Annotated in this window: 20 protein-coding genes; 6 read left to right on the forward strand and 14 right to left on the reverse strand. The window is 73.9% G+C overall.

Annotation, left to right across the window (positions count from 1 at the left end; genetic code table 11):
* Nucleotides 1–5: 5 nt before the first annotated feature.
* Nucleotides 6–683 carry a two-component system response regulator AfsQ1 gene (gene afsQ1, locus D7M15_RS19000; protein WP_206337387.1) on the reverse strand — a complete coding sequence of 226 codons (678 nt, stop codon included), beginning with the start codon at nucleotides 681–683 and terminating at the stop codon, nucleotides 6–8.
* Between the two features lie 202 nt (nucleotides 684–885).
* Between afsQ1 and D7M15_RS19005 the strand changes: the two genes are divergently transcribed.
* Nucleotides 886–1,692, forward strand: coding sequence for a SigE family RNA polymerase sigma factor (locus D7M15_RS19005; protein ID WP_121518615.1), 807 nt, complete (start codon nucleotides 886–888; stop codon nucleotides 1,690–1,692).
* A 192-nt stretch (nucleotides 1,693–1,884) separates the two neighbouring features.
* Here D7M15_RS19005 and D7M15_RS19010 read toward each other — a convergent pair whose 3' ends face one another.
* Together D7M15_RS19010 and D7M15_RS19015 are read right to left on the reverse strand one after the other, a co-directional pair.
* Nucleotides 1,885–2,505, reverse strand: coding sequence for a hypothetical protein (locus tag D7M15_RS19010; RefSeq protein ID WP_240649685.1), 621 nt, complete (start codon nucleotides 2,503–2,505; stop codon nucleotides 1,885–1,887).
* Between the two features lie 260 nt (nucleotides 2,506–2,765).
* Nucleotides 2,766–3,587: a metalloregulator ArsR/SmtB family transcription factor gene (locus D7M15_RS19015; protein ID WP_121518616.1), complete on the reverse strand. Its 822-nt coding sequence runs from the start codon at nucleotides 3,585–3,587 to the stop codon at nucleotides 2,766–2,768.
* Nucleotides 3,588–3,737: 150 nt separating this feature from the next.
* Here D7M15_RS19015 and D7M15_RS19020 point away from each other — a divergent pair, with 150 nt between their 5' ends.
* Nucleotides 3,738–4,175: a hypothetical protein gene (locus tag D7M15_RS19020; protein ID WP_121518617.1), complete on the forward strand. Its 438-nt coding sequence runs from the start codon at nucleotides 3,738–3,740 to the stop codon at nucleotides 4,173–4,175.
* Between the two features lie 83 nt (nucleotides 4,176–4,258).
* On the opposite strand, the gene D7M15_RS19025 is transcribed toward D7M15_RS19020, so the two are convergent.
* The 6 genes from D7M15_RS19025 to deoC form a co-directional block, all read right to left on the reverse strand.
* The gene (locus tag D7M15_RS19025; RefSeq protein ID WP_121518618.1) at nucleotides 4,259–4,780 is read right to left on the reverse strand and encodes an NUDIX domain-containing protein; all 522 of its coding nucleotides are present in this window, start codon (nucleotides 4,778–4,780) and stop codon (nucleotides 4,259–4,261) included.
* 4 nt (nucleotides 4,781–4,784) lie between these two features.
* On the reverse strand, nucleotides 4,785–5,270 hold the full coding sequence (locus tag D7M15_RS19030) for an NUDIX domain-containing protein (RefSeq protein ID WP_121521014.1): 486 nt from the start codon (nucleotides 5,268–5,270) through the stop codon (nucleotides 4,785–4,787).
* Between the two features lie 143 nt (nucleotides 5,271–5,413).
* A complete protein-coding gene (locus D7M15_RS19035; RefSeq protein WP_165906290.1) occupies nucleotides 5,414–7,729 on the reverse strand; it encodes a SpoIIE family protein phosphatase in 2,316 nt (771 codons plus the stop codon).
* Between the two features lie 189 nt (nucleotides 7,730–7,918).
* A complete protein-coding gene (locus D7M15_RS19040) occupies nucleotides 7,919–8,830 on the reverse strand; it encodes an aldehyde dehydrogenase family protein (RefSeq protein ID WP_121518620.1) in 912 nt (303 codons plus the stop codon).
* Nucleotides 8,823–10,319, reverse strand: a complete 1,497-nt coding sequence (locus tag D7M15_RS19045) for an aldehyde dehydrogenase family protein (protein WP_121518621.1) — start codon at nucleotides 10,317–10,319, stop codon at nucleotides 8,823–8,825. The genes D7M15_RS19040 and D7M15_RS19045 overlap by 8 nt, the downstream gene beginning before the upstream one ends.
* Before the next feature lie 5 nt (nucleotides 10,320–10,324).
* Nucleotides 10,325–11,365, reverse strand: a complete 1,041-nt coding sequence (gene deoC / locus D7M15_RS19050) for a deoxyribose-phosphate aldolase (RefSeq protein WP_121521016.1) — start codon at nucleotides 11,363–11,365, stop codon at nucleotides 10,325–10,327.
* 110 nt (nucleotides 11,366–11,475) lie between these two features.
* On the opposite strand from deoC, the gene D7M15_RS19060 reads away from it, so the two are divergent.
* On the forward strand, nucleotides 11,476–12,306 hold the full coding sequence (locus tag D7M15_RS19060; protein WP_240649373.1) for a PH domain-containing protein: 831 nt from the start codon (nucleotides 11,476–11,478) through the stop codon (nucleotides 12,304–12,306).
* 160 nt (nucleotides 12,307–12,466) lie between these two features.
* Here D7M15_RS19060 and D7M15_RS19065 read toward each other — a convergent pair whose 3' ends face one another.
* From D7M15_RS19065 to D7M15_RS19075, 3 genes are all read right to left on the reverse strand, one after another.
* Nucleotides 12,467–14,146, reverse strand: coding sequence for a phospho-sugar mutase (locus tag D7M15_RS19065; protein WP_121518622.1), 1,680 nt, complete (start codon nucleotides 14,144–14,146; stop codon nucleotides 12,467–12,469).
* Between the two features lie 82 nt (nucleotides 14,147–14,228).
* Complete coding sequence (locus tag D7M15_RS19070; protein WP_121521020.1) at nucleotides 14,229–15,053, reverse strand: purine-nucleoside phosphorylase; 825 nt, start codon at nucleotides 15,051–15,053, stop codon at nucleotides 14,229–14,231.
* A gap of 186 nt (nucleotides 15,054–15,239) precedes the next feature.
* A complete protein-coding gene (locus D7M15_RS19075) occupies nucleotides 15,240–15,677 on the reverse strand; it encodes a gamma-glutamylcyclotransferase (RefSeq protein WP_121518623.1) in 438 nt (145 codons plus the stop codon).
* A 166-nt stretch (nucleotides 15,678–15,843) separates the two neighbouring features.
* Between D7M15_RS19075 and D7M15_RS19080 the strand changes: the two genes are divergently transcribed.
* Entirely contained in the window at nucleotides 15,844–17,280 is a 1,437-nt protein-coding gene (locus D7M15_RS19080) for an NAD(P)H-quinone dehydrogenase (protein WP_240649374.1), read from the forward strand.
* Between the two features lie 115 nt (nucleotides 17,281–17,395).
* Complete coding sequence (locus D7M15_RS19085) at nucleotides 17,396–18,406, forward strand: DeoR/GlpR family DNA-binding transcription regulator (RefSeq protein ID WP_121518625.1); 1,011 nt, start codon at nucleotides 17,396–17,398, stop codon at nucleotides 18,404–18,406.
* Nucleotides 18,407–18,534: 128 nt separating this feature from the next.
* On the opposite strand, the gene D7M15_RS19090 is transcribed toward D7M15_RS19085, so the two are convergent.
* The gene (locus tag D7M15_RS19090; protein WP_121518626.1) at nucleotides 18,535–20,292 is read right to left on the reverse strand and encodes a biotin carboxylase N-terminal domain-containing protein; all 1,758 of its coding nucleotides are present in this window, start codon (nucleotides 20,290–20,292) and stop codon (nucleotides 18,535–18,537) included.
* 391 nt (nucleotides 20,293–20,683) lie between these two features.
* Between D7M15_RS19090 and D7M15_RS19095 the strand changes: the two genes are divergently transcribed.
* Entirely contained in the window at nucleotides 20,684–21,157 is a 474-nt protein-coding gene (locus tag D7M15_RS19095; protein ID WP_240649375.1) for a hypothetical protein, read from the forward strand.
* Here the strand turns inward: D7M15_RS19095 and D7M15_RS19100 are convergent.
* Nucleotides 21,129–21,764 carry a Maf family protein gene (locus D7M15_RS19100; protein WP_121518628.1) on the reverse strand — a complete coding sequence of 212 codons (636 nt, stop codon included), beginning with the start codon at nucleotides 21,762–21,764 and terminating at the stop codon, nucleotides 21,129–21,131. The two genes, D7M15_RS19095 and D7M15_RS19100, sit on opposite strands and share 29 nt — an antisense overlap.
* Between the last annotated feature and the right edge of the window lie 33 nt (nucleotides 21,765–21,797).

A 21,797-nucleotide genomic window follows, 5' to 3' on the forward strand; every position in this document is an offset into this window, starting at 1 on the left:
GTCGCTCACGAGGGCGCGTCCAGCCGGTAACCGACTCCGCGCACCGTACGGATCAGGGTCGGCGACGACGGTACGTCCTCGACCTTGGCGCGCAGGCGCTGCACGCAGGCGTCGACCAGCCGCGAGTCACCGAGGTAGTCGTGCTCCCAGACCAGCCGCAGCAGCTGCTGCCGGGACAGGGCCTGGCCCGGTCGGCGGCTCAGCTCCAGCAGCAACCGCAGCTCGGTGGGAGTCAGTTGGAGGTCCTCGCCGCTCTTGGTGACGGTCATCGCGGACCGGTCGATGACGAGGGAGCCGAAGGACGCCGAGTCGCTCGACTCCCGTTCGCCGCGCCGCATCACCGCGCGGATACGGGCGTCCAGCACCCGGCCCTGCACGGGCTTCACCACGTAGTCGTCGGCGCCGGACTCCAGGCCGACGACGACGTCGATGTCGTCGCTGCGCGCGGTGAGCAGGATGATCGGCAGCTGGTCGGTGCGCCGGATGCGACGGCACACCTCGAAGCCGTCGATGCCGGGCAGCATCACGTCGAGCACGATCAGGTCCGGACGCTGTTCGCGCAGCAGTTTCAGACCGTCCTCGCCCGACGCGGCGGTCACCACGCGGTGGCCCTGGCGGGACAGGCTCATCTCCAGGGCGGTACGGACGGCGTCGTCATCCTCGATCAGCAACAGGAAAGCCACGCGCGCCATTCTGTCCCATGGCGCCCCCGGACTTCGACTGCGAGGTCCCGAGGAGTGCGCGGGGGGGCCGCGACGCGGTGGGGGAAGCAGCCACCTGCCCCTGTGACAGCCCTGTGACAGACGGGCGACCCGGTGATGAAACAGGCTCGGCAAGGTATTCCCCACGAGCAGCGACCGGCAGGCTCCACGAGGGAGGCGCGAGATGAACGCTCTGCACAGGACTTCGACCGGCACAGTGGTTCACACGCGTCTGCACACCCCCGTGGTTCCCGCCGGGTGTGCCCCGGCGACGGGGGACACCGGGACCTTCCGGATCGCGGAGAAGTCCGGTGCGGTGAGCGGGCGGGGGTGCGCTCTCGGCACCGGACGCAAGCGTCCGCCGCACATCGCGGCGGTGGACGGCGGCCTCGGGGGAGAGGCCGACGGGGGAGCACGGGGGGACGGCGAGTACGGGGAGGCCCGTGGGGAACGGCGTGGCAGCGTCTCGGAGGCGGAGTTCACCGCCTACGTGCGCGAGCGCCGGGCCTCCCTGTACGCCACCGCCTACCACCTGACCGGTGACCGCTTCGAGGCCGAGGACCTGCTCCAGAGCGCGCTGTTCTCGACGTACCGCGCCTGGGACCGGATCACGGACAAGGCGGCGGTCGGCGGCTACCTGCGCCGCACGATGACCAACCTGCACATCAGCGCCTGGCGTCGGCGCAAGCTCAACGAGTACCCGACGGAGGAGCTGCCGGAGACGGCCTCGTCCGACCACGACGCGATGCGCGGCACCGAACTGCGCGCAGTGCTCTGGCAGGCGCTGGCCCGGCTGCCCGAACTCCAGCGCACGATGCTGGTGTTGCGCTACTACGAGGGCCGTACGGACCCGGAGATCGCGGAGATACTCGACATCAGCGTCGGCACCGTCAAGAGCAGCATCTGGCGTTCGCTGCGCAGGCTGCGCGAGGACGACGTCCTCAGCTTCGGCCAGGACCGGGAGCAGTGCTTCGGGGAGCTGGTCGCGTAGCGCCCACGGGCGCCGGACAGGACTTCCGGACCGCACCCGGGGGGTCGGGGCGGTACGGGGGACGGGGGGACACGGGGGAACGGGGGAAGAGGGGGCGAGAGGAGCGGGTCCGGCCGGCCGGGGGGTACGGCAGGGCCCGCTTTCTCGTGCGCGCGGGCGGGTGGCGCGTACGGACCCCGGCGCGTACGGGCGTCAGCGCGCGCCCGTGTCCGCCGCGCGCTCCCGCCCGGGCCCGCGCTCCGGCTCGTGCGCCCGCAGCTCCGCGATCCGGTCCAGCGCCTCGTCGCGCCCGCACGCGTACGCGCCCAGCGCCCGGTGCCGCGCCACGATCGCGCCCTCGGACCGCATCAGCGCCCAGCCCCGGCGGACGAGGAACGGCACGGACTTGCGGCTCTCGCGCACGTCCCGCAGCAGCCGCCGCCGGAACGTCGTGAAGGGCCGCCCCCGTAGGCAGATCGCGTCGGCCAGCAGGCCCAGCCCGGCGCAGCGCTCCGCGATGTCCGCCGCGAAGATCCCCTCGGCAACGAACAGCGGGGCGCCGCCCAGCGTGAGGGTGTCCTCGCCGGTACGGGCGCTCGCGGAGATGTCGTAGCGCGGGACGGTGGTGCGCCCGTACGCGCAGAGCGTCCGTACGGCCTCGACCGCCGCGTCCGCGTCCCACGAGCCGGGGGAGTCCCAGTCGGCGGCGCCGCCGGGGAGGCGGGGGAGGGTCGGGTCGTCGTGCTCCTTGTAGAAGTCGTCGAGCCGCAGCACCGGCAGCCCGGCGCGGGCGGCGAGCCGTGACTTGCCGGAGCCCGAGGGGCCGGTGAGCAGGACGACGCGGGCGCTTGCCCGTGGACGCCCGCGCTCGGCGGCGGACGCCTGCGCGGGGGCGGAGGCCGGCGCGGTGGCCGGGGCGGGGGCCGGATCGGCGGCGGCGGTGCGGCCGACGGCGGGATGGGCGGCGCTGGAGGTCACGAGAGACCATTGTCGCGCATCCGTACGGTTGTGGACACGGGCCCGTCCTCTTCCGTTCTCCCGGACAGGCCCGTGCCCCCCGCCGCCCCCGCGCCGTCCGTCGCCGTTCCGCCCGGTCAGTCGCCCTGCGCGGCCCGCTGCTCCGCGACGGACCTGCCGCCCTCCAGCAGGGTCTTGAGGCCGGAGAGGATCATCGTCCAGCCGCCGCTGACGCTGGCGAGCATCCGGCTGTCCGGGCCGTCGAACCCGTCGTGCGTGATGGTCAGCTTCACGCCGAGCGCGGGGTCCTCGGCCGGTTCGATGTCGAACGTCACCCGCGAGCGCTCCGTACGCGCCGCCGCGAACTCCTCGTCCGACATCCCCAGCATGTCCTGGTGCGCCGGTTGGAGCGTGTGCCAGGTGTACGCGAGCCGCCTGCCCGGCTCGGCCGCCAGCACCCGCTGCCCCAACTCCTCGAACTCGCCCGCCGGGTCGGACTTCCAAAGCACGGGCGCCCCGACCTCCCAGGTCGACCGGGGGCCGGTGCCGCCGAAGTAGACGTCGGTGAACTCCGGCCGGGTCAGCGCCTCGTACAGCCGCTCCGGGGTGGTCTGGATGTAGGTGACGTAGACGAACTCGGGCCTGCTCATGGTGGTTCCTTCCAGGGATCGCTTCAGTCCGGAGAGCGCGTCGAGCCGCCCCCGCTCGTACCGGCCGATCCACCGCCCGGCCAGCTCGTGGATCGGCACGGGGTTGAGGTAGTGCAGCTTCTCCCGGCCGTGCCGTACGGCGGTGACCAGGTGCGCCGACTCCAGTACGGCGAGGTGCTTGCTCACCGCCTGGCGGCTCATGTCCAGCCCCTCGCACAGCTCGCGCAGGCTCTGCCCGTCGCGGGCGTGGAGCCGGTCGAGCAGTCGGCGGCGGCTCGCGTCGCCGAGCGCCTTGAAGACGGCGTCCATGCCTCACTCCCGTTCTCTCGCCCCCCAGATTGGCAACCAAACGGTTGCCTGTCAATGCGGGTGAACGGGTGGCGGACGGACCGGGTCCGCCCGCGTCATGCACTACGCTGTGTGCCCGTCCCGTCACCCATGTGTTAGGCAGGTGGAACGATGAGTCCCCGTCCGCGTCACGCGAAGACCAAACAGCCGCGCAGCTCCCGTACGTTGCTGCGCGCCGGACTGACCGTCACGGCGGCGGGCGCGGCCGTGCTCGCCGGGAGCGGGCTGGCCTCCGCCGACACGAGGATCACGGGGGAGGAGACGGGGCTGCCGATCGGCTCGGTCGAGACGGACGCCCTCGACGACCCCACCGGCACGTTGCAGCGGCAGCTCGACGCGGGGCTCACGTACTCCGTCGCCCCCGTCAAGGACCTCCAGCTCTACCCGCTGGCGGGCACCCCCGTGGACCTGCTGGCGAACTCGGTGGACACGCAGGTCGCGGACTTCCAGGGCGTCAGCACCGAGGCCGTCACCGGCCCGCTGTCCGAGGGCGCCTCGCTGCGCGAACTGCCCCTGCTGGGCCAGGTGGCGGACGTGCTCCCCGGCTGACGGGCCGACCGCCGGGCCGGGCCCGGGGCGCCCGTGGCCCCCGGCTCCGCCGGGCGTACGACTCCCGTGCCCCGTACGGCCGTTCAGCCCCGGGCGCGCCCGTGCCGGGGGTCGTTGGGCACATAACCAAGATGCGCGGGCACCGGGACCTCCCCGCCCGTGCCGTCGTGGAACGGCCGCAGCAGCGCGGGCAGTTGCGGCGGCCACAGCGGCTCCGCGCACACGGCCAGCTCCGCCGGGGTCCACCAGTGCCAGCGCAGGATGCCGTCCTCCGCGTGCGCCGCCGACAGGTCCCCCACCGGCTCCGGGCGCGCGCCCCGGGGCAGCCGCGCCAGATGGATCTGTTCCCACTGCCGTACGGGCACCCCCGCCCGCGTGTAGTCGTGCTCCCAGGTGCACAGCAGGGGGCCCGGCGCCACGTCCGTCCACCCGGTCTCCTCGCGCAACTCCCGCCGCGCGCCCGCCTCCGGCGTCTCGCCGGGCTCCAACCCGCCGCCGGGCATGGCCCAGTGGACGCCGACCTCCTCGTTGTCGTAGCGGAAGAGGAAGACCGCTCCCCGGTCGTCGAGCACGGCGATGCGGGCCGCGCGGCGAGGTGTCCGCACGTCCCTAGCTCCAGCCCTGCTCGGTGAACCGTGGGGCGCCGCCGTCCAGGTACGCCGCCAGCGCCGTACGAGACGACGGCACGAACGCGTCAGGGAGGGCGTCCTCCGGCGTCCAGCAGACCCGACTGTGCTTCTCCGGCTCGGTGTTGACCGGTTCGCCCGACCACGTGTGCGTCACGAAGACCGTCTGGAGGAAGCCGTCCGGGGCGTCCACCCCGCGCGCCGCGTGTGTCACGTGCGCCAGCCGCAGCGCGCCGGGGTCGGCCGACAGGCCGGTCTCCTCGCGCAGTTCGCGTACGGCGGTGGCCGTCAGCGGCTCGCCCGGCTCCTGCTTGCCCAGCGGCAGGTCCCACAGCCCCGGGGCGAACCGGGCGTCGGGGCCGCGCCGCAGCAGTACGATCCGCCGCCGCTCCCGGTCGTGCACGATGACGGCGGCGACGAGCCGTACGGCCGTGCCGTCCGCGAGCGGATGCCGTGCGGTCGACGGCAGGTCCCGGGCGTCGGGGCGCGGCGGCTGGGGCACGGGCGGTCCTCCTCGGGTACGGGCGCGGGCCCGGCCAGCGTACCGACGGCGTGGCCGCGCGGCGCCGCGTCCGGCGTCCCGACGGCCGCCGGGCGCCCGCGCGTCGGGCGTCACGCCGTCCGGCGGCGCAGCAGGAGCAGCGCGATGTCGTCGTGCCACTCCCGCGCGCGGGCCGGGGCGACGAGCGCGTCCGCGAGCGCGTCGAGCGACCCCGGCTCCGTTCCCGTGGGCACGTCCTCGCGCACCAGTCGCGTGAGGCGGTCGGCGAGGGCGCGCACCGACGCGTCGTAGTCCTCGCCGCGCCGCTCCACCAGCCCGTCGGTGTAGAGCAGCAGCGTCGCGCCGGGCGGCAGCGGGTACTCGGTCACGGGGTAGCCGTCGTCCGCGCCGTCCGGCCCGGCTTCCGCGCCGTCCCCGCCGTCCCGCTCACCGTTCGGGAAGCAGCCGAGCGGGATGCCGCCGGCCACCGGCAACTCCCGTACGCGGCCGTCCGGTTCGAGCAGCAGCGGCTGCGCGTGGCCCGCCCTGGCGAGGCGCAGCAGGCCGTTCCCGCCGGTCACCTCCACCGCCGTACAGGTCGCGAAGCGCTCCGTGTCCAGGTCGCACAGGATGCGGTTGCCGTGCCGGAGCAGCGCGCCCGGACCGATGCCCTGCTTCGCGTACGCCTGCATGGCGACCCGCAGGTGCCCCATCACGGCGGCGGCGGGCGCGCTGTGCCCCTGCACGTCCCCGACCGTGACCACGACGCCGTCACCCCCGGACGGCAGCACGTCGTACCAGTCGCCGCCCACCTCCAGCCCGTCCGAGCCGGGCACGTAGCGGACGGCGACGTCCAGCCCGGGGAGGTCCGGTACGCGGCCGGGCAGCATCAGGTGCTGCAACTCGGTGAGTTGCTCCCGCCGCAGGTCCAGCACCCGCGACCGGTCCACGGCCTGCGCCAGCACGCCCGCGGTCGCGTGGCAGAGCGCCTTGTCGTCCTCCGAGAAGCGGTGCGGGCGCGCGAAGCCGATCACGCAGATCCCCGCCGTGCCCTGGGTGACCACGGGCAGCGTCGCCCACGCCCGCAGCGCGCCGGTCGGCGCCGAACCCGCCGGGAAGGGGGAGTGGAACGACCCGGACGACGGCAGGAACGACGGCTGCCGCAGCAGCCCCGCCAGCAGCTCCGGCACGTCCGCCACCGCCCGCGCCTCGGCGCGCATCCGGTCCAGCTCGCCGTCCTCGAAGCCGTACGAGCCCGCCGGTTCGAAGGTGTGGCGCTCCCGTACGAACAGCGCGAGCGTACGGGCGCCGAGGACCGGGAGGACGCGGGCGGCGGCGGTGTCGATGACCTCCTGGGTGGAGAGGGCGTTGGTGACGCCCCGCGTCACACCGAGCAGGAACTCCCGGCGCGCCGCGTCCCGCGCCTCCCGCCGGTGCTCCTCCGTACGGTCCCGCACGATGCCGACGAGGCCCTGCGGTCGCCGCCGTACGTCCTGCGACACGCGGCCCTCCATCGCCAGCCGCCGTACCGCGCCCCCGGCGTGCACCGCGCGCGGCGACGCGGTGAACCGGCCCGAGTCGAGGCTCGCCGCCCGCGCCGCCTCGAACGCCCGCCGGTCGTCGGGGTGGAGCGCGGCGCGGAAGGTGCCGATGCGCTCGTCGAACTCGTACGGCCGTACGCCCAGCATCCGGCACAGCCGCTCGTCGCAGGTGATGCGGCCGGTGCCGAAGTCCCACTCGAAGAAGCCGATGTCGGCGCCCGTCATGGCGAGTTCGAGCCGCGTCTTGCGGGTGCGGCTGTCGATCAGGCTCAGGGCGCGGCCGAGGCGGGTGCCGCCGGGCGTCTCGACCGAGCCGCCGAGCGCCAGCAGGTGTTCGAGGCGGTGCGCGCAGGCCGTCGTGATCATGGTGGCGGCGACGACCATGGGTGGCGTGGGCGGTGTCCCGTCGGTCTGGAGGAGCGCGGCGCCCAGGCAGTGGTCGTCGACGAGGAGGGGGAAGGCGGCGAAGCCGTACGGCTGCCGGAACAGCTCCACGTGCGGGTAGTCCTTGCGGTACTCCCCGAAGTCCCCGAACACCGGCCGCCGCCACTGCACGGACTGCGCGGCGGGCAGCTGGGTGCGCGGGGAGACCGTACGGAAGCGCTCGGCCAGGTCGTCGGCGTAGCCGCGGACGGCGGCGAGGCGGAGCCAGCCGTCGTCGTGCAGGAGGTAGACGACGCCGTGTCCGCTGCCGAACCGCTCCAGACAGGCGTCGAGGGCGAGGCCGAGCAGCCGGGACGAGTCGGTGCAGGCGAGGACGCGGAGGGCGGCGCGCTGGAGGGAGGTGTACGGGCCCTCGAAGCCGCCGTCGGCGGCGTCACCCGCACCCGGGTCGGCACCCGCACCCGCGCCCGTACCCGCGCCGCCGCTCCCGGGCGTGACCTCGTCCGCCGTCCCGTCCGCCACCGGCACCAGCCTCGCAATCGGCCGCGGCCGACCGCGGCCGCCGCACTCGCCTCGGCGCCCCGCCCCGGCGGACTCCCCCTGTCGGAATCGCCGGGTTCGGCGGGGTTCATGCCATTGTGCACAGCGGTCGCGCGTCCGCACGACGCCCGGGACGCCACCGGTGTCCGGGCGCCGTGCGGAGGTGACGGGTCAGGCGCCGACCGGGTGCCAGACCGTCTTCGTCTCCAGGAACGGCAGCATCCGGTGCGTACCGGGGTCCGCCGACCAGTCCTCCTCCGCGGGCCGCGCCGGGTCCGCCGCGGCGGCGTCCGTACGCGCGGGCCGCAGCACCCGCTTCAGGTTGTCCGCCGCCGCGATCTCCAGGTCACGGGCCAGCTCGGGCCCGGCGCCGGTCAGGTCGATCGCGTTCACGTCCTGGTGCGCGGCCAGCGGGGTGCCCAGCTCGCCCGTACGGCCCGACAGCACGTTCACCACACCGCCCGGCACGTCCGACGTGGCCAGCACCTCCGCCAGGGAGAGGGCGGGCAGCGGGCGCCGTTCGGAGGTGACGAGCACGGCGGTGTTGCCCGTGACGATCACCGGGGCGAGGACGGAGACCAGGCCGAGGAGCGACGACTCCTGCGGCGCCAGCACCGCCACCACGCCCGTGGGCTCCGGCGAGGACAGGTTGAAGTACGGGCCCGCGACCGGGTTCGCGCCGCCCGCGATCTGCGTGACCTTGTCGGACCAGCCCGCGTACCAGACCCAGCGGTCCACGGCCGCGTCCACCCGCGCCGCCGCCTTCGCCTTCGAGACGCCCTCGGCCTGCGCCACCTCGGCGGTGAACTGCTCCCGGCGGCCCTCCAGCATCTCCGCGACGCGGTACAGCACCTGCCCCCGGTTGTACGCCGTGGCCCCCGACCAGCCGCCGAACGCCTTCCGGGCCGCGGACACCGCGTCCCGGGCGTCCTTGCGGGACGCCTGGGGGGCGTTGGCCAGCCAGTTCCCCTTCGAGTCGGTCACCTCGTACACCCGTCCGCTCTCGGACCGGGGGAACTTCCCCCCGACGTGGAGCTTGTACGTCTTCAGGACGCCGAGCCGCGCCGCAGCCGTGTCAGACATCGAGGTACGCCTCCAGACCGTGCCGACCGCCCTCGCGGCCGAACCCCGACTCCTGGTAACCGCCGAACGGCGAGGTCGGATCGAACTTGTTGAACGTGTTGGACCAGATGACGCCTGCCCGCAGCTCCCGCGCCATCCTCAGCATGCGCGAGCCCTTCTCCGTCCAGACGCCCGCCGACAGCCCGTACGGCGTGTTGTTCGCCTTGGCCACCGCCTCGTCCGGGGTGCGGAAGGTCAGCACGGACAGGACCGGGCCGAAGATCTCCTCGCGCGCGATCCGGTGCGCCTGCGTGACGCCGGTGAAGACCGTCGGCGCGAACCAGTAGCCCGTCGTGGGCAGTTCGCACGCCGGGGACCAGCGCTCCGCGCCCTCCTCCTCGCCCGCGCGCGCCAGCTCGGTGATCCGGGCCAGCTGCTCGGCCGAGTTGATCGCGCCCACGTCGGTGTTCTTGTCCAACGGGTCGCCCACGCGCAGGGTGGTGAGGCGCCGCTTGAGCGCGTCCAGCACCTCGTCCCGTACGGACTCCTGCACCAGCAGCCGCGAACCCGCGCAGCAGACCTGGCCGCCGTTGAAGAAGATGCCGTCGACGATGCCCTCGACGGCCTGGTCGACGGGGGCGTCGTCGAAGACGATGTTCGCGCCCTTGCCGCCCAGCTCCAGCGTCAGCCGCTTACGGGTGCCCGCGACCGTACGCGCGATCTCCTTGCCCACCGCCGTCGAGCCGGTGAACGCGACCTTGTCCACGTCCGGGTGCGCCACGAGGGCGGCGCCGACCGGGCCGTCGCCCGTGACGATGTTGACGACGCCCGGCGGCAGGCCCGCCTGACGGCAGACGTCCGCGAAGAACAGCGCCGACAGGGGCGTCGTCTCGGCGGGCTTGAGCACCACCGTGTTGCCCGTGGCCAGCGCGGGCGCGACCTTCCAGGCGAGCATCAGCAGCGGGAAGTTCCACGGGATGACCTGGGCGGCGACGCCCAGCGGGCGCGGGGCGGGGCCGAAGCCCGCGTGCGGGAGCTTGTCGGCCCAGCCCGCGTAGTAGAAGAAGTGGGCGGCGACCAGCGGGAGGTCGGCGTCCCGCGTCTCGCGGATCGGCTTCCCGTTGTCCAGCGTCTCCAGCACCGCCAGCTCGCGCGCCCGCTCCTGGAGGATGCGCGCGATCCGGAACAGGTACTTGGCGCGCTCGGCGCCCGGCAGCGCGGACCAGCGCGCGAAGGCGGCGCGCGCCGCCCGTACGGCCGCGTCCACGTCCTCCGGACCGGCCTGCGCCACCTCGGACAGGACCTCCTCGGTGGCGGGCGAGACGGTCTTGAAGACCTTGCCGTCGGCCGCCTCGCGGAACTCGCCGTCCACGAACAGCCCGTAGCTGGGCGCGATGTCGACGACGGCGCGCGACTCGGGCGCGGGGGCGTAGGCGAACGCCTCGGACGGGCCCCGGGGGACGGGTGCCTCGGCGCGGGGGGTGTCGGGTCGGGGTGCTTCGCGTGTCATCTGGCTCAGTCCACCGTCACGTAGTCGGGACCGGAGTAGCGCCCGGTGCTCAGCTTCTGGCGCTGCATCAGCAGGTCGTTCAGCAGGCTGGAGGCGCCGAAGCGGAACAGGTCCGGGGTGAGCCAGTCGGCGCCCGCCGTCTCGTTCACCAGCACCAGGTACCTGATCGCGTCCTTCGACGTACGGATGCCGCCCGCGGGCTTCACGCCGACCAGCGCGCCGGTCGCGGCGCGGAAGTCCCGTACGGCCTCCAGCATCAGCAGCGTGTTCGGCGGGGTCGCGTTGACGGCGACCTTGCCGGTCGAGGTCTTGATGAAGTCGGCGCCCGCCAGCATCGCCAGCCAGGAGGCGCGGCGGATGTTGTCGTACGTGGCCAGCTCGCCGTTCTCGAAGATCACCTTGAGGTGGGCGGCGCTGCCGTCGGGGCGTACGCACGCCTCCCGTACGGCGCGGATCTCCTCGAACACCGACAGGTACCGGCCGGAGAGGAACGCGCCGCGGTCGATGACCATGTCGATCTCGTCGGCGCCCGCCGCCACCGCGTCCCGGGTGTCCGCGAGCTTCACCGGCAGCGCCGCACGCCCCGCCGGGAAGGCCGTCGCCACCGACGCGACGTGCACGTCCGAACCGGCCAGCGCCTCGCGGGCGGTGGCGACCATGTCCGGGTAGACGCAGATCGCCGCGACCCGGGGGACCGTTCCGTCCGTGGGGTCGGGGCTGAGGCCCTTGGCGCAGAGCGACCGGACCTTGCCGGGGGTGTCGGCGCCTTCGAGGGTCGTCAGGTCGATCATCGAGACGGCCAGGTCGATGGCGTACGCCTTGGCCGTCGTCTTGATCGAACGGGTCGCGAGCGCGGCGGCGCGCGCTTCGAGGCCGACGGCGTCGACGCCGGGCAGGCCGTGCAGGTAGCGGCGGAGGGCGGCGTCGGACGCGGTCACGTCGGCGAACGCGGCGAACGGTGAGCCGGTCGCGGCCGGGTCTCCGGACGCGCGCGCGGGCGCGCTCGCGGAGGGGGCCGCCGCGGGGGTGGAGGGGGCTGAGGACATGGTCACCAGCGGAGCATATCTACACGCGTAGCGTCCTCTGAAGCGCGGAGTCGGAGATCGATGCCGGACCGCAACGTCCGGCATCCGGACGGTCGGGCACAATCGGCCCCATGACGAGCGAGCACCAGGGCCCCGAACGGCGCGAGAGCACGCGCGAGCGCGAGCGGGAGGAGCGGGCCGGTACGGCGGACGGGGTCGAGGCCGGTACGGCGGAGGGCGCGGACGGTCCGGACAGCCCGGACGCCGGGGAGGTCGCGGGTGAGGCCGGGGCGGAGGCCGGTGCCGTGCCGGCACCGCAGCCCGAGCCGCCCAAGTACGCCGAGCACGTCTACCGCGCGCCGTCCGCCATCGCCGGTGGCGTCGTCCTGCTCGCCCTCGCCGCCTGGCTGGGCACGGACGCGGTCCTCAACGGCTCCGGCCGCACGCCCGCCATCTCCCTCGCCGGGCTGCTGCTCTTCGTGCCGGTCGTCGTCGCGTACACCCTGCGCCCCGCCGTCTTCGCCAACACCGAGCGGCTGCGCGTACGGAACCCGCTGCGCACCATCACCGTGCCGTGGCCGTCCGTCGAGTCGCTCCAGGCGGGCTACACCAGCGAGGTCGTCGCGGACGAGCGCACGTACCAGCTCTGGGCCATCCCCGTCTCGCTCCGCGCCCGCAAGGGCGTCCAGCGCCACAACGCACGGGTACGGGCCGGGGAGCCGCCCGCCCGCGGCTTCCTCGGCATCGGCGGCCAGGCCGTCACCTCCGAGGCGGACATGGTCGAGCGGCGGGCCAGCTCCGACCAGGCGATCGACGAGCTGCGGGAGTTGGCGTTCCGGCACGCCGAGGACGGCGACGCGCCCGCCCCGGCGGGCCGGGTCACGGTGCGGTGGGCGTACGAGGTGCTCGTCCCGGCCCTGCTCGGCGCCGTGGCGCTCGCGCTCCTCGTCGGCACGCGCTGACACCTCGGCGGACGCGGCAGCGCGGGGCGCGTCGTACGGCGCGGGGCCGGACGCACGCGGGGCCGGACGCACCCGGGGGCGGGGCGTCCCCCGTACGCCCCGCCCCCGTGTCCTCGCGCGCGCCCGTGGTCCGGCGCGCGCCGCCCTCGACCGCCGGTCGTCAGATGCCCGCCGCCGCGCCCAGGTCCGCCTTCAGCGCCGCCAGCACCTCCGCGGCGCGCTCCCGCGCTGCGGGCAGCGCGGCGGCGTCCGCCACCGGCACGACCGCCTCCAGGTAGCACTTCAGCTTCGGCTCCGTGCCGCTCGGCCGTACGACGACGCGGGCCGCGCCGTCGCCCAGCCGGTAGCGCAGCCCGTCGGTCGGCGGCAGGTCGGGGGAGCCCTCGGTCAGGTCCTCGGCCGAGGCGACGGGCAGCCCCGCGAGCGTCGTGGGCGGGTTGGTGCGCAGCCGTTCCATGGCGGCGGCGATCAGGGAGAGGTCCTCGACGCGTACGGACAGCTGGTCCGTGGCGTGCACCCCGTGCTCCAGGGCGAGGTCGTCGAGCAGGCCGGTGAGCGTACGGCCCGACGCCCGCAGTTCGGCGGCGAGTTCGGCGACGAGGAGGGCGGCGGTGATGCCGTCCTTGTCGCGTACGCCGCTGGGGTCGACGCAGTAGCCGAGGGCCTCCTCGTACGCGTACCGCAGCCCGTCCACGCGGGCCAGCCACTTGAAGCCGGTCAGCGTCTCCTCGTACGGCAGCCGCGCGGCCATCGCGATGCGCTCCAGCAGCGACGACGACACGATCGTCGTCGCCAGCGCGCCCCGCGCCCCCTTGCCCACCAGGTGCGTGGCGAGCAGCGCGCCGACCTCGTCGCCGCGCAGCATCCGCCAGCCCGGTTCCGCCGCCGGGTCGGGGACGGCGACGGCGCAGCGGTCGGCGTCGGGGTCGTTGGCGACGATCAGGTCCGGGGTGGGGTCGGCGGCGCGCGCGGTGGCGTACGCGAGGTCCATCGCGCCCGGTTCCTCGGGGTTGGGGAAGGCGACGGTCGGGAAGTCCGGGTCCGGCTCGGCCTGTTCGGTGGTGGCGACCGGCGCGGGGAAGCCCGCCCGTACGAACGCGTCGTGCAGCGTACGCGCGCCCACCCCGTGCAGCGCCGTGTGCACGGTGCGCACGTGGCGCGGGGAGCCCTCGGTGAGCACCGTGCCCGTACGGTCCAGGTACGCCTCGACGATCTCCTCGCCCAGCGTCTCCCAGCCGTCGTCCGGCCGGGGCACCCCGGCGAGCGGGCCGACGGCGGCGATGGCGGCGGCGATGTCCGCGTCGGCGGGCGGCACGATCTGGGCGCCCTCGCCGCCGAGGTAGACCTTGTAGCCGTTGTCGCGCGGCGGGTTGTGGCTGGCGGTGACGGTCACCCCGGCGGCGGCGCCGAGGTGGCGTACGGCGAAGGCCAGCACGGGCGTCGGCAGCGGGCGCGGCAGCAGCGCGGCGCGCAGCCCGGCGCCGGTCATCACGGCGGCGGTGTCGCGCGCGAACTCGGCGCTCTTGTGCCGCGCGTCGTACCCGACGACGACGAGCCCGCCGCCCGCGCCGCTGTACGTACGCCGTACGTACGCCGCCAGCCCGGCCGCCGCCCGGATCACCACGGCGCGGTTCATCCGCATCGGCCCGGCGCCCAGCTCGCCGCGGAGCCCGGCCGTACCGAACTGGAGGGTGCCGGCGAAGCGGTCCACCAACTCCCCGGCGGCCGCGGCCTCCCCGGCGTCGGCCCGCTCGACCAGTCCGGCCAGCTCCGCGCGCGTACCCGGGTCCGGGTCCTCGGCGAGCCATGCGCGGGCCTGGGCGATGACATCGTTGTGCACGGGGGTTCCTGCCTCTCGAACGGTCCGGTCCGTACTACGGGGTCCGGGCCGCACGCGCTGCCCGGGACGACGGTCTTCCCGCTCAGATGCGGCCGAGCACCTGCGACAGCAGGGAACCCATGCGGCTGGCGGAGTCGCGGCCCGCCTGGAGGACCTCCTCGTGGCTGAGGGGTTCGCCGGTCATGCCCGCGGCGAGGTTCGTGACGAGGGAGATGCCGAGCACCTCGGCGCCCGCCTCGCGCGCGGCGATGGCCTCCAGCACGGTGGACATCCCGACCAGGTCGCCGCCCAGGGTCCGGAGCATGTTGATCTCGGCGGGCGTCTCGTAGTGCGGCCCGGTGACCTGCACGTACACGCCCTCCTCCAGGGAGGGTTCGATCTCCTGGCACAGGGTGCGCAGGCGCGGCGAGTACAGGTCGGTGAGGTCGACGAAGTGCGGGCCGACGATGGGCGACGCGGCGGTGAGGTTGATGTGGTCGCGGATCAGCACGGGCTGCCCGGCGCGCATGCCGTCGCGCAGGCCGCCGCAGCCGTTCGTCAGCACGATGGACTTGCAGCCCGCGGCCACGGCCGTACGGACGCCGTGCGCGACGGGGGCGACGCCGAGGCCCTCGTAGTAGTGCGTGCGGCCGAGGAAGAGGAGCGCGCGCTTCTCGCCCACCTTGTACGAGCGGACCTTCCCGGAGTGGCCCTCGACCGTCGGCCGGGGGAAGCCGGGCAGCTCGGTGACGGGGAACTCGTGCTCGGGCGCCCCGAGCACCTCGGCGGCGGGATGCCAGCCGGAGCCCATCACGAGGGCGACGTCGTGGCTGTCCACCCCGGTGAGCTCCCGGAGGCGGTTGGCGGCGGCCTCGGCGGAGGGGGTGCCGTGGTCTTCGGGAGTGCCCGATACGGGAGATGCGTTCACGCGCACGAGGGTAGCCTGCATGAGCCTACGCGCGTAGACGGGGTGATGGGGCAGTCTTGCGGAACGGCGGATTCCGGCCACCTGGGGCGCAGTTGACCCGGGAGCGCGCTGACGCACCGCCGGGTCCGTACGCCCTCCCTGGTCACGGCCGTCGCGCACGGCACACGCGGCCCGCCGGGCGGCCCTCTAGCAGGGGCGCTTGCGCAGCTCCGTCACGTAGTCGTGCGGGGCGCCCGCCGACTCGGCGGCGTCCGCGATCTCCCCGAGGTAGCGCGCGGAGGGGAGGCCGCCCTCGTAGCCGTTCAGGACGTAGCACCAGGCGGGTTCGTTCCCGTCCAGGGTGTGGACCCTGATCCGCATCCGGCGGTAGATGTCCAGGCCGACGCCCTCCCACCGGTCCATGGCGTCCTCGTCCATGGGCGCGATGTCGTACATGGCGACGAAGACCTGCGAGCGCGGCGCCTCGACCACGGTGGCCAGCGCGCCCTCCCAGCCCATGTGCTCGCCACCGAAGGTGAGGCGCCAGCCGTCCAGCCATCCGGTGCCGCGCAGCGGCGAGTGCGGAGCGCGGCGTGACATCAGCCGCGCGTCGAGGGTGCCGGCGTAGGCGGCGAAGAGCGACATGGGTCGAGAGTACGGGAGTGCTCCGCCGGGTTCACCGCACAGGACGTCGCGCGGGACGTACGCCACGGTGCGCGCGTGGGCGGAACCGACGCGTCCGGAAACCGGCGCACGGCCTCCCCGCGGGGGCGGGGCGCGGAACGCGGGACGTGTGGGGGACACTGGACAGGTGACTCGGATCGTGATCATCGGTGGCGGACCTGGCGGCTACGAAGCGGCGCTGGTGGCGTCGCAGCTCGGCGCGGAGGTGACCGTCGTCGACTGCGACGGCCTCGGCGGCGCCTCGGTGCTCACCGACTGCGTACCGTCGAAGACGCTCATCGCGACCGCCGAGGTGATGACCAACTTCGACTCCTCGCACGAGGAGCTGGGCATCCGGATCGAGGACGACACCCCGCCCATAGAGCAGGCCGCCCGCGTCGTCGGCGTCGACCTCGGCAAGGTGAACCGCCGCGTCAAGCGCCTCGCGCTGGCCCAGTCGCACGACATCGCCGCGTCCGTCACCCGTTCCGGTGCCCGCGTGATCCGTGGCCGGGGGCGGCTGGAGCCGAACCAGGCGCCGGACGGCTCCCGGCAGGTCGTCGTACGGGACGCGGAGGGCGGCGAGGAGAACCTCACCGCGGACGCCGTGCTGATCGCCACCGGCGGCCACCCGCGCGAGATCCCCGACGCCCGCCCGGACGGGCGCCGCATCCTCAACTGGACGCAGCTGTACGACCTGGAGGAGCTGCCGGAGGAGCTGGTCGTCGTCGGTTCCGGCGTCACCGGCGCCGAGTTCGCCGGGGCGTACCAGGCCCTCGGCTCGCAGGTCACCCTCGTCTCCTCGCGCGACCGCGTGCTGCCCGGCGAGGACCCGGACGCCGCCGCCGTGCTGGAGGACGTCTTCCGGCGGCGCGGCATGAACGTCATGGCGCGCTCCCGCGCCGCCTCCGCGAAGCTCGCGGGCGACGGCGTGGAGGTGACCCTCAGCGACGGCCGTACGGTCACCGGCACCCACTGCCTCGTCGCCGTCGGCGCCGTCCCCAACACCGGTGACATGGGCCTGGAGGAGGCGGGCGTACGGCTGCACGACTCCGGCCACATCCGTACGGACAAGGTCTCCCGTACGTCCGCACCCGGCGTGTACGCGGCGGGCGACTGCACGGGCGTGCTCGCGCTCGCGTCGGTCGCGGCGATGCAGGGGCGGATCGCGATGTACCACTTCCTCGGCGACGCGGTGGCCCCGCTGAACCTGAAGACGGTGTCGGCGAACATCTTCACCGACCCCGAGATCGCCACCGTCGGTTACTCCCAGGCGGACATCGACGGCGGCATCATGGACGCCCGCGTCGTGAAGCTCCCGCTGCTGCGCAACCCGCGCGCGAAGATGCAGGGCATCCGGGACGGCTTCGTGAAGCTGTTCTGCCGGCCCGGTACGGGAATCGTCGTGGGCGGGGTGATCGTGGCCCCCCGCGCGAGCGAACTGATCCACCCGATCTCGCTCGCGGTCGACAACAACCTGACGGTGGAGCAGGTCGCGAAGGCGTTCACCGTGTACCCGTCGCTGAGCGGCTCGATCGCCGAGGTGGCACGGCAGTTGCACAGCCGTAAGGGCGCCGACGGCTGAGCCCCGGCGAACCGGGCGCGTGGCTATACCACTTCGGCATCCGCGGTACGAACAATTTCCGATAATTGCCGCAAGGAGCTGAAAGCAGACGGTCGGGGGAGTTACTGTCAGTTCTGTGTTCGCTGCAGAACGTCGCCAACTGATCCTCGAAATGGTCCGCGCCAATGGAGCCGTTTCCCTCCGTGAACTAGCCCGGGTCGTCCAGACCTCCGAAGTGACCGTCAGACGCGACGTGCGGGCACTGGAGTCCGAAGGACTGCTCGACCGCCGTCACGGAGGCGCGGTGCTGCCGGGCGGGTTCACCCGGGAGTCCGGGTTCCCGCAGAAGTCGCTCGCCGCCACCGCCGAGAAGACCGCCATCGCGGAACTGGCCGCCGGTCTCGTCGAGGAGGGCGAGGCCGTCGTCGTCGGCGCGGGGACGACCACGCAGGAGCTGGCCCGTCGGCTCGCCCGCGTGGCCGGACTCACCGTCGTCACCAACTCCCTGCTCGTCGCCCAGGCGTTGGCGCACGCCAACCGGGTCGAGGTGGTGATGACCGGCGGCACCCTGCGCGGCTCCAACTACGCGCTCGTCGGCAGCGGAGCCGAGCAGTCCCTCCAAGGGCTGCGGGTGTCCCGGGCGTTCCTCTCCGGCAGCGGCCTCACCGCCGAACGGGGCCTCTCCACCTCCAACATGCTGTCCGCGAGCGTCGACCGGGCGCTCGTCCAGGCCGCGTCCGAGGTCGTCGTCCTCGCCGACCACGGCAAGCTGGGCACCGACACGATGTTCCAGACCGTGCCCACCGAGCTGATGACGCGCCTCGTCACCGACGAGCCGATGACCCACGACGACCGCGGGTCACGGGAGTTGCAGGCCCTGGCCGACCAGGGCGTGCAGATCAGCGTCGCGGGCGGCCCGGCGGGCGCCGGTACGGGCCCGGAGCGCTCGTACCAGCCGGGCGCCGCCCAGGGCCCCGGCCACGGCGGTCCCGGCGGCCACGCCGGGCACGGGCCCGGCGCGGGGCGCCGGGAGCCGCTGCCGGGGCAGCGCCGCAACCGGCCGCTGCGGAACGGCGGCACGGGCACGCCCCCCACGCTGCGGAGCGCGCCGACGCCGCCCTCGGCGCTGCCGGAGGGCTTCCGCTGACGGGCGGCGGCCGTACGGACCGCGCACCCGCGCCACGTACGGCCGCCCCCCGCCAGCACGTCGGCCGGGGACCGTACGGCGTACGGTCCCCGGCCGACAGAACGTTCCCGCCCGGTGGCGGTCCCGGCTCAGTCCTTGATCTCGCAGATGACCGAACCGGCCGACAGCGAGCCGCCGACCTCCGCCGCGAGGCCCTTGACGGTGCCCGCGCGGTGCGCGTTCAGCGGCTGCTCCATCTTCATGGCCTCCAGCACGACGACGAGTTCACCCTCCTCGACCTGCTGGCCCTCCTCGACGGCGACCTTGACGATCGTGCCCTGCATGGGCGAGGCGAGCGCGTCGCCGGAAGCGGCGGCGCCGCCCTTCTTCGCGGCCTTGCGCTTGGGCTTCTTGCCGCCGTTGGCGGGAGCGGCCACACCGGTCGACGCGCCCAGCGAGGCGGGCAGCGAGACCTCCAGGCGCTTGCCGCCGACCTCGACGACGACGACCTCGCGGCCGTCCGTCGCCTCGTCCTCGTCGGCGCCCGGCACGGCGAACGGCTTGATCTCGTTGACGAACTCCGTCTCGATCCACCGCGTGTGCACCGTGAACGGGTCCGAGGTGAACGCCGGGTCCACGACCACCGCCTGGTGGAACGGGATCGCCGTGGCCATGCCCTCGACCGTGAACTCCGCCAGCGCCCGCTTCGACCGCTGGAGCGCCTGCTCGCGCGTCGCGCCGGTCACGATCAGCTTCGCCAGCAGCGAGTCCCATGCCGGGCCGATGACCGAGCCGCTCTCGACGCCCGCGTCGAGCCGTACGCCGGGACCGGAGGGCGGCGCGAACGTCGTGACGGTGCCGGGAGCGGGCAGGAAGTTGCGGCCCGGGTCCTCGCCGTTGATGCGGAACTCGAACGAGTGGCCCCGCGGCTTCGGGTCGTCGTAGCCCAGCTCCTCGCCCTCCGCGATGCGGAACATCTCGCGGACCAGGTCGATCCCGGTGACCTCCTCGGTGACCGGGTGCTCCACCTGGAGGCGGGTGTTGACCTCCAGGAACGAGATGGTGCCGTCCTGCCCGACGAGGAACTCGCAGGTGCCCGCGCCCACGTAACCGGCCTCCTTGAGGATGGCCTTCGACGCGCGGTACAGCTCCGCGTTCTGCTCCTCCGTCAGGAACGGCGCGGGCGCCTCCTCCACCAGCTTCTGGTGGCGGCGCTGGAGCGAGCAGTCACGGGTGGACACGACGACGACGTTGCCGTGGGTGTCCGCGAGGCACTGGGTCTCGACGTGCCGGGGGCGGTCCAGGTAGCGCTCGACGAAGCACTCGCCACGGCCGAAGGCGGCGACCGCCTCGCGTACCGCCGAGTCGTACAGCTCCGGCACCTCTTCGAGGTTGCGGGCGACCTTCAGGCCGCGGCCGCCACCGCCGAAGGCGGCCTTGATCGCGATCGGGACGCCGTGCTCCCGGGCGAACTCGACGACCTCGTCGGCGCCCGACACGGGGTCCTTGGTGCCCGCGACGAGGGGCGCTCCGGCCCGCTGCGCGATGTGCCGCGCGGCGACCTTGTCGCCGAGGTCGCGGATCGCCTGCGGCGGCGGGCCGATCCAGGTGAGCCCCGCGTCGAGGACGGCCTGCGCGAACTCGGCGTTCTCGGACAGGAAGCCGTACCCGGGGTGGATCGCGTCCGCTCCCGAATCGGCCGCCGCGGTCAGCACCTTGGCGACGTCGAGGTAGCTCGCCGCCGGTGTGTCACCGCCCAGCGCGTATGCCTCGTCGGCGGCCCGGACGTGCGGAGCGTCCCGGTCCGGCTCCGCGTAGACCGCTACGCTCGCGATTCCGGCGTCCTGACAGGCCCGGGCAACCCGGACAGCGATCTCGCCGCGGTTCGCGATGAGCACCTTGCGCACGATGACTCCCTCCTGGAAACAAGGTGAGTTTAGGTATTGGTGACACCACACGCCGAGCGGCTCACAGGGGTGAGCTTGCCCACAGAGTGCGACCCCGGGGGCGGCTGCGTCCCCGTCATTCCTTGTCTCTACACGGTACGCCGGGTTTTGCGGGCTGCCCGCCGAACACCCCTGTGGCTAAGGTCTCCGTGGCGTAAAGCATGGTCATTCTGGTGCCGTTTGTGGAACCCCTACTAACGTCCCACGGATTCTTTAGGGTTCTGTCCAGGCACTTGCCGCCTCATTTACCCGTGAGTAGCGTTCCGTTGCCGCGCGAACGTGCTCGGCTGGCGAGAGAAATTAGGGGTGGGTCGGGGTGCCTCGGAGGCCCGTAGCGGCGGTCGGCGCGGCAGTGCTGATACTCGAAGCGCTGGGGATCGTGCTGGTCCACGTATTCCTCAGCATGGTCGTCGACGACCAGCAGATGTCCCTCGCGGGGCTCGCGCCGCGCTCGATGAGCGTCGCCACCGTCATCGGCGGCATTCTCTTCGGCGGCTATCTCCTCGTGTGCGCCGGGGTGTTGGTCCACATGGCGCTCCGCGACCGCGCGCCCCGCGACTTCCTCCGCATCCTGCTGATCAGCGCCGCCGTGGTGCACGGGCTGCTGGGCGCGTTCAGCATCGGGCTCGTCGGCTGGGCCGCGTTCCTCTTCATGATGCTGGTGCTCGGGCTGATCGTGTGGTCCCTCGTCGCCTACGGCGAGCGCGGCCGCGAGGGCGGTACGGGTGCGGGTGCGACGGTTGCGGACGCGGGTGACGGCGCGGCCGACGGCGACGCCCCCGGCCCCGCCGGGCCGCTCACCGGCCCGGCGCCCACAGGTCCGTGACGGCGACACCCACCTCCGCGAGCAACGTGCGCAGCAGCGGCAGGGACAGGCCGATCACGTTCCCGTAACTTCCCTCGATGCCGTCCACGAACGGCGCCGACAGCCCGTCCAACGTGAACGCCCCCGCCACGTGCAGCGGTTCACCGGAGGCGACGTACGCGTCGATCTCCGCGTCCGAGGGGACGCCGAAGTGCACCGTCGTCATGGCCGTGGCCGCGGCGCGCGCCCCGCTCGCCGTGTCCACCACGCAGTGCCCCGTGCACAGCACCCCGGAACGCCCCCGCATCGCCTTCCACCGCGCCGTGGCCTCCGCGGCGTCGGCCGGTTTGCCCAACGGCTCCCCGTCCAGCTCCAGCAGCGAGTCGCAGCCGACGACGAGCGCACCGGCGGCCTCGTCCCGAACGGCCACCGCGTCGGCCTTCGCCTCCGCCAGCACGCCCGCCAACTCCCTCGGCGTGTCCGCGTGCAGCGCGTCCTCGTCCACCCCGCTGACGATCACCTCCGGCGCCAACCCCGCCTGCCGGAGCAACCCCAGGCGCGCGGGTGAGCCGGAGGCGAGAACGAGACGGCGTGCGGGGAGCGGCGGTCGGCCGGTGCTGTCGATCATGCGGCCGATACTAGGCGGCGTCGTCCGCGGTGC

It is taken from the genome of Streptomyces sp. Z26 (assembly GCF_003665095.1).
GTDB lineage: Bacteria > Actinomycetota > Actinomycetes > Streptomycetales > Streptomycetaceae > Streptomyces > Streptomyces phytohabitans.